This window comes from Microbulbifer sp. ABE4_465, assembly GCF_056160765.1.
The window spans coordinates 1-14,688 of record NZ_JBSWXV010000001.1 but is presented as its reverse complement, the minus strand read 5'-3'; the positions used below and the strand labels follow the sequence as shown (position 1 = coordinate 14,688).

General features: G+C 54.8%; 8 protein-coding genes. 4 read left to right on the top strand and 4 right to left on the bottom strand.

Features of this window, described 5'->3' with window-relative positions; genetic code table 11:
• Positions 1 to 21: 21 nt before the first annotated feature.
• The 3 genes from ACXAG1_RS00040 to ACXAG1_RS00030 are packed head-to-tail and all read right to left on the bottom strand — an operon-like array spanning position 22 to position 2,998.
• Positions 22 to 1,071, bottom strand: coding sequence for a phosphotransferase (locus ACXAG1_RS00040; protein ID WP_475118570.1), 1,050 nt, complete (start codon positions 1,069 to 1,071; stop codon positions 22 to 24).
• A complete protein-coding gene (locus tag ACXAG1_RS00035) occupies positions 1,072 to 2,295 on the bottom strand; it encodes an acyl-CoA dehydrogenase family protein (RefSeq protein ID WP_475118569.1) in 1,224 nt (407 codons plus the stop codon).
• Between the two features lie 31 nt (positions 2,296 to 2,326).
• Positions 2,327 to 2,998 (bottom strand): histidine phosphatase family protein, encoded by a 672-nt coding sequence (locus ACXAG1_RS00030; protein WP_475118568.1) that lies wholly within the window; start codon positions 2,996 to 2,998, stop codon positions 2,327 to 2,329.
• Between the two features lie 193 nt (positions 2,999 to 3,191).
• Between ACXAG1_RS00030 and ACXAG1_RS00025 the strand changes: the two genes are divergently transcribed.
• The 4 genes from ACXAG1_RS00025 to ACXAG1_RS00010 all read left to right on the top strand — a co-directional run bounded on the left by ACXAG1_RS00025 (position 3,192) and on the right by ACXAG1_RS00010 (position 10,722).
• Entirely contained in the window at positions 3,192 to 4,082 is an 891-nt protein-coding gene (locus tag ACXAG1_RS00025) for a LysR family transcriptional regulator (RefSeq protein ID WP_475118567.1), read from the top strand.
• A gap of 151 nt (positions 4,083 to 4,233) precedes the next feature.
• Entirely contained in the window at positions 4,234 to 6,264 is a 2,031-nt protein-coding gene (locus ACXAG1_RS00020) for a 2,4-dienoyl-CoA reductase FMN-binding domain-containing protein (RefSeq protein ID WP_475118965.1), read from the top strand.
• A gap of 334 nt (positions 6,265 to 6,598) precedes the next feature.
• Positions 6,599 to 9,787 carry a UDP-N-acetylmuramoyl-tripeptide--D-alanyl-D-alanine ligase gene (locus ACXAG1_RS00015; protein WP_475093452.1) on the top strand — a complete coding sequence of 1,063 codons (3,189 nt, stop codon included), beginning with the start codon at positions 6,599 to 6,601 and terminating at the stop codon, positions 9,785 to 9,787.
• Positions 9,788 to 9,831: 44 nt separating this feature from the next.
• On the top strand, positions 9,832 to 10,722 hold the full coding sequence (locus tag ACXAG1_RS00010; RefSeq protein WP_475118566.1) for a D-alanyl-D-alanine carboxypeptidase family protein: 891 nt from the start codon (positions 9,832 to 9,834) through the stop codon (positions 10,720 to 10,722).
• Positions 10,723 to 10,881: 159 nt separating this feature from the next.
• Here ACXAG1_RS00010 and ACXAG1_RS00005 read toward each other — a convergent pair.
• Positions 10,882 to 14,688: Ig-like domain-containing protein (locus tag ACXAG1_RS00005; protein ID WP_475118565.1), on the bottom strand; the 3,807-nt coding region annotated here is incomplete at its 5' end.

Here is a 14,688-nt window from a genome sequence, read left to right as displayed (position 1 = left end):
TCTTTTAGTATTCATTTGGTTTCAGGATTCTTTTTCGATTACGTCCAGCGCCAGTGCCGCCAGGGGGCCAACCAGCGCACCCAACTTTGCTGCATCCTTGCTGGACGCATTGCCATCGTGCGCGCGCTTGGCCACACCCTGGATAATCGCCGCGAGGCGAAAGAAGCTGAACGCGAGATAGAAGGCCCAGTTGTCGATGTGACCTATACCTATTCGCTCACAGTAGCGCGCCACATAATCGCGCTCGCTGGGTATATTGAGTTTGCGCCTGTCTACGCCCATCAGGCCGGAAATATTCCCGCTATCTGCCGGCATACGCAGTTGCATGCATTGATAGGCGAGATCGGCAAAGGGATGACCCAAGGTAGACAGTTCCCAGTCGAGCACCGCGATAGCGCGAGATTCGGTGGGGTGGAACATGATGTTGTCGAGGCGGTAATCGCCGTGCACCAGCGATACTCGGCCATCGTCTTCCGGCAGGTTCTCACCGAGCCACAGAATCAGTTGATCCATGGCACTGATGGCCTGCAGCTCGGAGGCGCGGTACTGGCCCTGCCAGCGGTCGAACTGCCGCTCGAAGTAATTGCCCGGGCGCCCGTAGTCGGCGAGCCCAACGGTTTCCAGGTCCACACTGTGCAGTGCGGCCAGTACCCGATTCATTTCTTCGTAAAACGCACCGCGTTCGCTGTTGTTCAGCTCCGGCAGAGCCGCGTCCCAGAAAATTCGGCCCTCGCAGTATTCCATCAGGTAGAACATGGAGCCGATTACATCGCGGTCTTCGCACAGGTGCAGTACCTTCGGCACCGGAACATCGCTTCCCGCCAGCGCCTGCATCACACGAAATTCTCGGTCTACTGCATGTGCGGATTTCAGTAGTTTGCCCGGTGGTTGGCGGCGCAGTACATAAGTGCCCGCACCGATTTGCACCTTGAAGGTGGGGTTGGACTGGCCACCGGAAAACTTGCTCGCGCGCACCGGGCCATCGAAGCCCGGCACTTTACCGCGTAAATACCCGGACAGCGTTTCAGTATCCAGTTGATTCACCGCCGCGGGGCTTTTCACTTCCGACATTTAGCCCTCCTCCCGTGCAATCGCTGCGTAGGCGGCCGCCAGATTGCGACCAAGCTGCATCATATGCACCTGATCCGGGCCATCGGCGAGGCGGATGGTGCGGGCATAGCTATAGGCGCGCGCCAGATGGAAGTCCTGACCGAGACCAGCAGCGCCGTGAATCTGGATCGCACGGTCGATGACATTACAGGCCATCTGCGGTGCGACGACTTTGATCATGGCGATCAGGTCGCGTGCGGCCTTGTTGCCGTGGTGGTCCATCTGGTCTGCCGCTTTCAAGGTCAGCAGGCGCGCCTGCTCGATTTCGCAGGCGGACTTGGCAATGTCTTCGCGCACCGAGCCCTGCTTGATCATCGGCCGGCCGAACACCACGCGGTTTTCGGCACGCACCGCCATCATTTCCAGCGCGCGCTGGGCCTGGCCGATCAAACGCATACAGTGGTGAATACGACCCGGGCCGAGGCGACCCTGGGCAATTTCAAAGCCGCGGCCTTCGCCGAGAATCAGGTTTTCTTTCGGCACCCGCACATTGTCGAAAACGATTTCCGCGTGGCCTTCCGGCGCGTCGTCGTAACCGAATACGGTCATGGGGCGAAGAACTTTTACGCCCGGGGTATTCATCGGCACCAGAATCTGGGATTGCTGACGGTAACGGTCTTCGCTGTCCGGTGCGGTCTTGCCCATCACGATCATGATTTCGCAGTTCTTGTTCATCGCACCGCTGATGTAGAACTTGTGGCCGTTGATGACATAGTCATCGCCATCGCGCACGATTTCCGTTTCGATATTGGTGGCATCGCTCGACGCCACTTTGGGCTCGGTCATGGCGAATGCGGAGCGGATTTGCCCTTCCAGCAGTGGCTTCAGCCAGCGCTCCTGCTGTTCCGGCGAACCGTACTGGGTCAGTACTTCCATATTGCCGGTGTCCGGCGCGCTGCAGTTGAACACTTCGGAAGAGAATCCAACCCGGCCCATTTCTTCCGCCAGCGGCGCGTACTCAAGATTGGTGAGGCCCGCACCCCAGGTGGTATCCGGCAAAAACAGATTCCACAGGCCCGCATCCTTGGCCTTGCGCTTGAGGGTTTCCATGATCGGCGGCTCGCCCCAGCGATCCTGTTCCAACTGCTGGTAATAGGTCTGTTCGACGGGGATGACCTCTTCCGCCATAAACTGTTTCAGGCGTGTGAGCAGTTCCTGTACTTTCGGGGAATATTCAAAATTCATCGCGGCTTTCCCTTATTTCTCTTTTAATTTCTTAGCTGTAGGTAATGAATTCGCGGCGCTCGCGATTGTCCAGGTGCGGCACGTGATTAAAGCTGTGCAGGCTTACTCCGCTTCGGCCGGCAAAAAAATGGCTGATCGCGGTATTTTTTATCTGCATATTCAATTGTGTGACGCTGTGGGACGGTGCTCCGAGAATCTGCCGCACCATCATGGCAATGGCACCGCCGGAAGTCACCACCAGGGTTCGGCCACCCTTGGCCCCCGCCGCCAGCACCCCGAGCACTTCTTCAATACGCTGCTCAAATTGCTGCCAGCTTTCCGCGCCTTCGATTTCACCACTGGACCATGCGTGCATGGCCAATTTCAGAAAGCGGTAGTAGTCCGCGCGCGCAGCACCGGGTTGCGGTGCCGCCTGGGGATTTTTCTCGCCATAGGCGCTCATCACCCGTTTGAAATCGAACTCGTTCAGGTGCGGTAATTCTTCCACCCGGTGGCGATCCAGCCCCAGGCCTTCACAGATACCCTGCGCGGTTTCCCGGTGGCGCTGCAGATCACCGCTGACGATATGGTCGAACTGTTGTTCTTCCTCACCCCAGTGTTCTCCCAACCAGCGCGCCTGCTGCCAGCCCAGTTCTGAGAGCTGGTCATAGTTATCGCTGCCGAATGACGCCTGGCCGTGGCGCACTACGAATATTTCAGGCACTGCCTCTCCTCCCCGATTGCCGAGCAGTAATGGATGCTCTGCCGCTTTCGAATTACGTCCCGGGTTATTCAAACGGCAGCGTGGCTGGGGGATAAAGCTAGCGATTCGCCGTGGATCATCAAAGTTTATTATGTAAATATCCAAACATTCACAGCAGTGATAGCAATATCCAGCCAAGAGGAGTGCAGTGACCGTGCAGTTACAACAGATCGATATGAATCTCTTCCCGGTGCTGGATGCCATCTACAACACCCGCAACCTGACCCGCGCGGCAGAGCGCCTGCACATCACCCAGCCGGCGGTGAGCAACGCGCTGGCGCGCCTGCGCCGGGCCCTGGACGACCAGCTGTTTATCCGCACACCCAACGGAATGAGCCCGACGCCACTGACCGAAAGCATCATGCCGAAGGTACAGCAGGCGCTGGCGCTGCTGGGGAGCAGTGTGACGGAGCACCACCAATTTGAGCCCGCAAGTGCGCAGAAGACCCTGCGGGTGTCCATGAACGATATGGCGGAGACGCTGGTGCTGCCGCGGCTGCTGGAGCACCTGCAGGCGGTGGCGCCGGGGATTGTTGTGGAATCCTGGTATGTGCCGCGGGATCAGCTGGTGAAGGAGCTGTCCGCCAACAGTCTGGATTTCGCCCTGGATGTGCCGATGATTTCCGCCACCCAGCTAAACCAGCACCGCCTTTCGGCGGATCGCTACCAGTGTATGTTGCGCCCGGATCACCCACTGGCCGGGGAAACCAGTTTGACTCTGGAGCAGTATCTGGCGCTGGAGCATATCCATGTTTCGAGCCGCCGCAGTGGTCCCGGGATTGCAGATATGGCCCTCAACAAGCTGGGGCGGCGGCGCAAGGTGAAACTGCGGGTACAGCACTACCGGGTCGCCCCGCTGGTGGTACTCAAGACCGACCTGGCACTCACGGTACCGGTGAGTCTCGCCCGCCAGTACCCCGCCCGCTGCTTCGAGCTGCCGTTCCAGATTCCACAGATGGACTGGCACCTATTGTGGCACCGCAGTCAGGACGAAGACGGCGCACATATCTGGCTGCGGGAGCAGATCATTTCACTGTTTGGATAAGGAATCGGTCGGATTGGTCAATGCCAGCCTATTCTGAGGCTTGCTATTCTTGGGCAACACTATGCAACTTTTTGCATATGAGACGTATTAACAGTAAGCCCGTCGGCACCGAGCCAAGCCACAAGAGTCAGACAGAAAGAGAATGACCACCATGACAAACGCCTACCCCAACCTCCTGGCCCCGCTGGACCTGGGCTTTACCACTCTCAAGAACCGAGTCCTGATGGGCTCCATGCACACCAATCTGGAAGAGCACCCGGGTGGCTTTGACCGCTTAGCGGCGTTTTACGGTGAGCGCGCACGCGGTGGGGTTGGCCTGATAGTGACCGGTGGCATTGCGCCGAACGAGGAAGGTGGCGTATTTCAGGGGTCATCGAAGATGACCACGGCGAAGGAGGCCGAGGATCACAAGGCGATTTCCGCCGCGGTGCACAACGAAGGTGGCAAGATCTGTATGCAGATCCTGCACGCGGGCCGCTATGCCTATAACCCCAACCTGGTGGCTCCCTCCGCGATTCAGGCGCCGATCAATCCGTTTACGCCAAAGGAATTGAGTGACGCGGAAGTCGAACAGCAGATCGACGATTATGTGCGCTGCGCGACCCTGGCGAAGGAAGCGGGGTATGACGGTGTGGAGGTGATGGGTTCCGAAGGCTACTTCATCAACCAGTTTATCGTTGCCCGCACCAACCACCGGGGCGACCGCTGGGGCGGCAGTTTCGAAAACCGCACCCGCCTGCCCATCGAGATCGTGCGCCGCATTCGCGAGGCGGTGGGTGAAGACTTCATTATCATCTACCGCCTGTCCATGCTGGACCTGGTGGAAGGCGGCAGTGACTTCGATGAAGTGGTCGCGCTGGGTCAGGCCATCGAAAAGGCCGGTGCCTCCATCATCAACACCGGTATCGGCTGGCACGAGGCGCGGGTACCGACTATCGCCACCAGCGTACCCCGCGCGGCGTTTGCGGATATAACCGCCAAGGTGAAACAGCACCTGAGCGTGCCGGTGGTCACCAGTAACCGCATCAATATGCCGCAGGTAGGCGAAGACGTGCTGTCTGCCGGCAAGGCGGATATGGTCTCCATGGCCCGGCCATTTCTGGCGGACGCAGAGTTCGTCAACAAGGCAGCAGAAAACCGCGCGGACGAAATCAATACCTGTATCGGCTGTAACCAGGCCTGTCTGGACCACACCTTCGAGCTCAAACTCACTTCTTGCCTGGTCAACCCGCGCGCCTGTCATGAAACAGAGCTGAACTACCTGCCGGTGGAAAGCGCGAAGAAAATTGCCGTGGTGGGCGCAGGCCCTGCCGGCCTCGCCGCCTCTACCGTTGCCGCAGAACGCGGCCATCAGGTGACACTGTTTGAAGCGAGCGACAAGGTGGGCGGCCAGTTCAATATCGCCAAGCAGATTCCCGGCAAGGCGGAATTCGAAGAAACCCTGCGTTACTTCAAGCGCAAGCTGGAACTGACTGGCGTGGAAGTACGCCTGAACACCGTCGCGAATAAAGAAAACCTGGCAGAGTTCGACGAAGTCATCATCGCCACCGGCATTTCCCCACGCAAACCACCCATCGATGGGATCGATCACGCCAAGGTACTCACCTACCTGGACGTGCTCAGAGACAAAAAAACCGTGGGCAAATCCGTGGCGATTATTGGTGCCGGCGGTATCGGCTTCGACGTGGCGGAATACCTGACCCACAGCGAAGACCACGCCAACGAGCTGATCGCCAGCAACAAGGAAGAGTTCTTCGACGAATGGGGTGTGGATATCGCACTGGAACACCGCGCCGGACTGAAACCACAACAGCCAGTGACCAGCCCGCGCCAGATTTTCCTGCTGCAGCGCAAAACCTCAAAAGTGGGCGCGGGCCTGGGTAAAACCACCGGCTGGATCCACCGCACCAGCCTCAAGCACCGCAAGGTGCAGAATCTCGCTGGCGTGACTTACGAAAAGATCGACGACCAGGGGCTGCATATCCGTCTGGGCGAAGAGCAAAAGATACTGGAAGTGGATAACGTGATTGTCTGCGCCGGCCAGGAATCCCTGCGTGCGTTGCACGACCAATTGCAAGCGCGGGGTCAAACGAGTCACCTGATTGGCGGAGCTTTTGAGGCCGCTGAACTCGACGCCAAACGGGCGATAGACCAGGGCTCTCGACTGGCCGCGGTGATTTAATCTTTCACTCATCACCGAACTGCTCCAGGGTGCCCGATACGGCACCCTGTTACTTACCTGTGACTTACGAGTGAGTTACCGCTCACCGGCTCACATCGTCCCGCCCTAGCGCTAGCGCTATCTCCATGCGCTTATTGCACTTCAATATTCACATCCCCTGATTCGACGCACTCTCCCCCTCCCAAAAACAGCAAAATGGCAAAGGCTGACTATACTCTATCGTACGGAATAGTCCGCCGGGGAAGCGGGCACGTGCCTGGGCTAACGCGCGAGCCCCCTTAAGGCCAACTGTTCCATAACCCCAAAATAATGATCAACAGGGATAGTCTCCAGCATGGCAACCAGTGCGACCAGCGTTTCATTTTCCGAGTTATTAGTGCGGGCCAAACCCCGGGTCCTGACACAGCTCGCACAGCAGAGCCCCCCGTACACCGTCTTCTTTTCGATCAGCGATGGTGCGCAAAGAGCCAAGGTCTGCCACGAGACAGCGGAAGATATTGACGCACTCTGGCTTAAGCTCGCCAGTCAGGCACGCAAACTGATCAAGAGCGCAAAAATATCACCCAGCTGGTTCCGTGTGGACTGGGTTACCAAAAGAGAACCGATTAACTGGGAAACACTCAACAAACGATTCCAGAACACCAAACGCGGCTATTTCCGATATGGACTGGCGCTGGATCCAGAATGCAAAATCGCCTTCCTTGAGCAGGAACTGAATGGAAACGCGATGCTCTATGGTGGAAATAAAATCCATCATGTGGTTATCAATCGACAAAAATTTCGAGCCTATACCGATTCTCGATTTAGCCCACAAACACCACTCGACTTCGACAAAAACTCTCCCGTTGTGGTACTGAGTACTGAAGGAATATTCCTCGACCCGAAAACACCACCACAATTACTATACGGCCCAGGAAGAAATGCTGGCCGTCGAGTAATTGAGCAACTCGACGACAAATCGACCTACGGACTTATAGATTCCAGTGGTAAGTATCTGGCAAGCCAAGTCAAAGCCAGCGGTCGGTTTAACTACGGTTGGCACTGCTGCTTTGATCGCCCAATCAATACCTACAACACACTTCGCCATACCAGTTCAACTTACGCCTTAACCGAAGCCTGGGAAGTAACGCAAGACCCAGGGATGAAACGTGCCATCGACCGTGCATTGCACCACCTTACAGAAAAACTGATTCAACGCACACAGCTCCCATCCGGTGAGAAAGCCGCATTTTTAATCGAGGCCAATGGCGAGATCAAACTGGGGGGTAATGCGGTATGCCTGTTGGCACTCACCAAATACAGCGAACTTACCGGCACCACGAAATATCTGGAGTTGCTCGAAGAACTGGCTGTGGGAATCCAGTTCATGCAGAACCCTGTATCCGGGAAGTTTGTCCATGTCCTCCAATACCCGGAGCTATCTGTAAAAGAAGAGTTTCGTATTATTTACTACGATGGCGAGGCCGCTTTTGGATTGATGCGCCTGTATGGACTCACGAAAGACGATCGATGGCTACAGACCGTTGAGAAGGCTTTTGATTATTTTATTGAAAACAAACACTGGCAAGCACATGACCACTGGCTCAGCTACTGCGTCAACGAGCTCACGCTATACCGTCCACAAGAAAAGTACTACCAGTTCGGTATTCAAAATGTATCGGGATACCTGGACTTCGTGCTCGATAGAATCACTACATTCCCGACGCTACTTGAGCTAATGATGGCGGCCGAGAGAATGGTATCTCGACTGAAGGATCAGACGGCATTCAGCCACCTTCTTAAGCAGCTAGATCTTGAAAAATTCTATAGAGCACTCCACACTCGCGCGAAGTACCTGCTGAATGGTTACTATTGGCCTGAATACGCCATGTACTTCGAGAACCCCAAGAGGATAACCGGTAGCTTTTTCATCCGCCATCACGCATTTCGTGTACGTATTGACGACGTGGAACATTACCTCTCGGGATTTATCGCCTATCGGAAACTCTTGATTGAAAAACCCAATAACGTTTCCCAATCAATCGAGGTAGAAAAAACCTCGACAATCCCTAAAAATCCACACGTTGAAAGCGGTGGCGCAAACGGCATCAAAAGCCCTGAAGAGATCAGACCTATACCGGTTGCTGACAACTGGAATATGGAAAACGTGCTAGAGGCGACATCGGGGAAATGGTCCTCTCCTCCAAAACCAAACTGGCGATCTACCGGGCTGTGTATCTTCTCTCCAGGGATGCGCCCGGGCAACATGGTTATTCTCCGGCCCGAAAACGACAAGCGCTTTATACACCCCACTCAGATTCGCAATTTACGCTATACCCCGCAAGCGATAATTACCGACAACCCCGATTATCGTTCAAAGAATGGCACTCCCATTTTGCAAGTCAGCGAAGTGCGCAAAGCCATCTTGGATATAGGCCGTTACTCTCGAGCGCAGCTTCAAGGGAAAATCATCGGTATTACAGGCAGCTCGGGGAAAACCACCAGCGTTGCGATGCTCCAGCATATGCTCAGGCCCTGGGGAACCATTGGAAGAACAGAGCATAATGCCAATCTCCCACTGGGTATTTCCTGGAATCTTGCCTCTATTCCATGGAGCACAAAATTTACTGTGCTCGAAATGGCAATCGGGAATATGCAGTTAAACTCATCCATCGCACGCCCCGACGTCGCCGTTATCACCAATATTCATCCGGCGCACCTGGAGTACCACCACAACACAGAAGAAATCGCCAGAAAGAAAAGTCGAATATTCTCCGGCATGAACCCTGGAAGCATTGCGGTCATTAATCGGGATATCGATGAGTGGCCCATAATTGTGGCGGAAGCGCAGAAATTCCGATTGAAAATCATCACTTTTGGCGAGCACCCACAAAGTGATTTCCAATTAGTCAGATACACCTCCCAGACCAGAACAGCAACCGCTACGCACAGCGGCGAGAGCTTTTCGTTTGACACAGGGGCACCCGGTACTCACATGGCTATGAACGGCATTGCTTGCCTGGCGTGTATCCATGCACTGGGACTCGACTACCGGATATCTCTCCCGCTGCTTCCACTCTTCGCGCCGCTTCCTGGCCGTGGAAATCTCTCAAGAGCAAACCTTCACGGTAAACAGATTAACCTTATTGACGAGGCTTACAATGCCAACCCGGCATCAATGCAGGCCGCACTAAACTTAATCAGAGATACGCCGCTAGAAAACAGTGACGCAAAGAAGATCCTTGTACTGGGTGACATGCTGGAACTGGGTGATAAATCACAGTACTATCACGAAACGCTCGCCCCCTACATCACACAATCCGGTGCTCACAAGGTATATCTTCTTGGTGAGCAGATGAAGAGCCTTAATCCAAAACTCTCGGAAAATGGCATAGACTGCAGTTTTTTCACTGATTCATCTGCATTAAAAGACGCGTTGACCAGCGCTATCAATCAAGATGATCTCCTTCTATTCAAGGGTTCACATGGCAGCGGTCTACACCTACTCGTCAAGGAAATACTTGAGCCCGAAAGTACCACATAAGTTTTCATCAATCTCGAGCCAACCCAATAGATCGAATAGCTCAAGTGGAAGATAGAACATCCCCGACAATTCCTGTCGTAACCGCAAAGAGCGCGCTTGCGGCGATTATTGATACAGAAAAAGAAAGTGAAGTTAACTTCATCTTCGAACAAAGTGCGGACATTTCGATTGCACCAGCATCGATAACCAAATTATTGACGGCTTTAACCGCAATCAAAATCGTCCTTCATAATAATATTTCCCCCGTTACTTCCCTGAAGGTTATCGACTCGGACGATGTAGAAGGGTCAGGCAGAAACCTAAAAACAGGCGATCAGCTCTCGTTATTAGACTGCCTCGCAAATCTTTTGATTTCTTCGTCAAATATCAGTGCCAATGTGATCGCACGAGAAATTGGTACCATTCTTCACAACAGAAACCCAGCTATTGCCAGAGGCCCAGCAGATCGATTTATTGTAGAAATGAATACGGTCGCCAGACGACTGAATATGAGGAGGTCCAACTTCGTCAACCCTCACGGCCTCCCCGACAAGGCGCAGCGATCCACTACTCGCGACCTCTACCACCTGGTAAGGAAATGCTCAGACAACGTAATAATTCGTGGACTTTGGGGGAAGCCATGTTACAAAATCTCCGTTCAAGGAAAGAACGCTCGCGATCTAGATATTCAATCTATCTTCATTTTTTCGACTCTGGCTGCCGTTCCCAGCCTCCACATCCCCTACTTCCGGGGTGGGAAATCTGGCACCTTATGGCCGTCTTATTTCAATCTCGCGGCAATCTCAGATGTAAACCCTCGTAAGCAACTAATCACCATCACCGCCGGCTCTCCCACAGTACAAGATCGGTACAACGACTATCTTTCGCTTGTCGACTTCGGACGCTCGACCACATCTATTGAGCCATCGCCCTTACAGTCCCCACTATCTGAATAGTACTGAGTACATCCAATCTCCCGTTATCACACCTAGAAATTCACCAGGCCCCAGATCACTCCCCACAAAATATCGCCCGCCTTTTCAATTCCCCGATGACCACGCAAAAAAAAGCCGGGCCAAAGGCCCGGCTAACGATTAATCCACAGATCTATATCATCATACTACCGTGATACCTGTTTCGATCCACAACTCCTGGCTTGGATCATCTATCGATACGTAAACGCTGTAGTCTATGCCATGCGCCGTTCCGCCACTGTTGGCGGACCACTCTGCGAGGACTATGTCTACCGTATCTTCCTCATTACCATTGATATAGAAGTTACTGTCACCACTGGAGATAGCGAGCAGATCTTCCAGACCGACCGACAGCGTTACTGCATTGTCCTGATCCAGGTCAATAGCTTCTATTCCTGTGAAGGATTCGCTGTAGTCGCCCAGCGCGACAACATCCTCACCACCTTGCCATTGCAAGGTTTCCAGACCGGACTCATTGGTTTGCACAACGAAATCGTCATCTGAGGAGGTATCGGAACCGCCCTCCGCGTCCATAGCGAACGTGTTCGTCGCCATTTCACCAGAGGCGACAACCTCTTTCGTGACTTCAATGCTTAGGTCAGCAGTCAGAGCTTCATTGGTATCAGTATCGACTACTGCCACCGTAAAGCTATCTGTACCCTCATTACCAAGTGCTTCGGTCGGCGTATAGACGTAGCTACCATCACTCTGTATGACCAAAGTACCATGATCACCTGAAATCTCGATTTCACCGCCAGTGGGTGTCACCTCATTACCGTTGAAAGTGACTGACTGTATTTCGAGATTGCTTGTATCACCACTTGCAGATTCACTGATGAAGTTACCGGATGCTGCCTGGCTGCCAACAACGGTTTCGACCTCCAGTAAATCCGTCGCCGTAACATCGATACTACGGGTAAGCGCAACACCAACACTGATTAGTCCCGGGTCGGGAACCAAGGTTGCACGGTACTCACCTGCATCCAGATTTTCCAGAGTTACCTGGCCGGATGTACCGCCAAGACCAAGCACACTCAGAGAAAGTAAGCCACCTTCAAGGTCGTTCTCAGCATCGTCAACCCTGACCCAGCTACCATCTTCGAAGCGCTCAACAATCAGCACATACTGATTCAGTACACCGATCCCTACCGCCCCGCTAATTTCAAGATCGAAAACTGTTTCGTTGGTATTTTCATCCAATCCGAATTCGACCAACGGGTGTCCAGAGCCGATATCCAAACTGACAAGGTTTCCAATACTGAGCCCAAGGAGATCAAATTCGGAGTCACTATCCGTCTCAGGTACAGGTTCCGGATCATACGTTATTTCGCACTCTACCGCGGCGTTCCCGGCAACATTTACTAGTTCAAAATCAGCATCCGCATCGGCGTCGGCATCCGCATCGGCATCCGCATCCGCATCGGCATCCGCGTCTGCATCTGCATCTGCATCCGCATCAGCGTCGGCATCCGCGTCGGCATCGGCGTCGGCGTCTGCATCTGCGTCGGCGTCGGCGTCGGCGTCTGCATCAGCGTCTGCATCGGCATCGGCATCCGCATCGGCGTCTGCATCGGCGTCTGCATCGGCGTCTGCATCGGCATCGGCGTCGGCGTCGGCGTCTGCATCTGCGTCGGCGTCGGCGTCTGCATCTGCGTCGGCGTCTGCATCAGCGTCTGCATCAGCGTCTGCATCAGCGTCTGCATCGGCATCCGCATCGGCGTCTGCATCGGCGTCTGCATCACCATCGTCAGGCACAACTTCCTTCGTCACTTCGATGATCAGATTTGCCGACAGAGCCTCATTTGTCTCAGTGTCTACCACCGTTACCACAAAGGTGTCGGTGCCCGCGCTGTCTGTTTCTTCATCCGGCATATACACGTAGCTGCCGTCGGTCTGCATAACCAGGGTGCCGTAATCACCCTCGATTTCGATTTCACCACCGGTTGGGGTTACCAGGTTGCCGTCGAAGGTTACAGACTGGATTTCCAGGTTGTTTGTGTCGCCACTGGCGGATTGGTCGATAAAATTACCGTCCGCGTTCTGACTTCCAACAATGGTCTCCACTTCCACCATATCTGTGGCAGTAACATCAATTGTTCGGGTAATCGCGATACCCACATTGATCAAGTCAGGATCCGGAACCAAGGTTGCGCGGTACTCTCCCGGGTCGAGATTCTCAAGTGTTACCTGACCCGATGTTCCACCCAGCCCTAGTACACTGAGGGAAAGTAGACCGCCGTCAAGATTGTTCTCGGCGTCGTCTACTCGCACCCAGGACCCGTCTTCAAAGCGCTCGACGACCAGTACGTAGTCGTTCAGTACTCCGATACCGGCGAGCCCATCGATATCCAGGTCGAATACTGTTTCATTCGTGTCTTCATCAAGCCCGAATTCAACTAGCGGATGACCGGTACCGATATCCAGGCTCACCAAGTCGGCAATGCTAATTCCCGCCAGATCAAACTGAGTGTCACTATCGGTTTCCGGCACTTCCTCAGGGACATAGCTCAGCTCACATTCCAGAACTGCATCATCGTTAACGTCGATTAGCTCGAAGTCCGCATCAGCGTCCGCATCCGCGTCGGCGTCTGCATCGGCGTCGGCATCCGCATCGGCGTCCGCATCCGCATCGGCATCTGCATCCGCGTCGGCATCCGCGTCGGCATCTGCATCTGCATCCGCGTCAGCATCGGCATCGGCATCGGCATCGGCATCGGCATCAGCGTCGGCATCGGCATCGGCGTCCGCATCAGCGTCGGCATCGGCGTCGGCGTCGGCATCGGCGTCCGCATCCGCATCGGCGTCCGCATCCGCATCGGCGTCCGCATCCGCATCCGCATCGGCGTCGGCGTCGGCATCGGCGTCCGCATCCGCATCCGCATCGGCGTCGGCGTCGGCATCTGCGTCGGCATCTGCGTCGGCGTCGGCATCAGCATCGGCGTCCGCATCGGCATCTGCGTCAGCATCCGCATCGGCGTCGGCGTCGGCGTCCGCATCACCATCGTCAGGCACAACTTCTTTCGTCACTTCGATGATCAGATTTGCCGACAGAGCCTCATTTGTCTCGGTGTCTACCACCGTTACCACAAAGGTATCGGTGCCCGCGCTGCCTGTTTCTTCATCCGGCATATACACGTAGCTGCCGTCGGTCTGCATAACCAGGGTGCCGTAATCACCCTCGATTTCGATTTCACCACCGGTTGGGGTAACCAGGTTGCCGTCGAAGGTTACAGACTGGATTTCCAGGTTGTTTGTGTCGCCACTGGCGGATTGGTCGATAAAATTACCGTCCGCGTTCTGACTTCCAACAATGGTCTCCACTTCCACCAGATCTGTGGCAGTAACATCAATTGTGCGGGTAATCGCGATACCCACATTGATCAAGCCAGGATCCGGAACCAACGTTGCGCGGTACTCTCCCGGGTCGAGATTCTCAAGTGTTACCTGACCTGATGTTCCACCCAGTCCAAGTACACTGAGGGAAAGTAGACCGCCGTCAAGATTGTTCTCGGCGTCGTCTACTCGTACCCAGGACCCATCTTCAAAGCGCTCGACGACCAGTACGTAGTCGTTCAGTACTCCGATACCGGCGAGCCCATCGATATCCAGGTCGAATACTGTTTCATTCGTGTCTTCATCAAGCCCGAATTCAACTAGCGGATGACCGGTACCGATATCCAGGCTCACCAAGTCGGCAATGCTGATTCCCGCCAGATCAAACTGAGTGTCACTATCCGTTTCCGGCACTTCCTCAGGGACATAGCTCAGCTCACATTCCAGAACTGCATCATCGTTTACGTCGATTAGCTCGAAGTCCGCATCAGCGTCCGCATCCGCGTCGGCGTCTGCATCGGCGTCTGCATCGGCGTCGGCATCCGCATCGGCGTCCGCATCCGCATCGGCATCTGCATCCGCGTCGGCATCCGCGTCGGCATCTGCATCTGCATC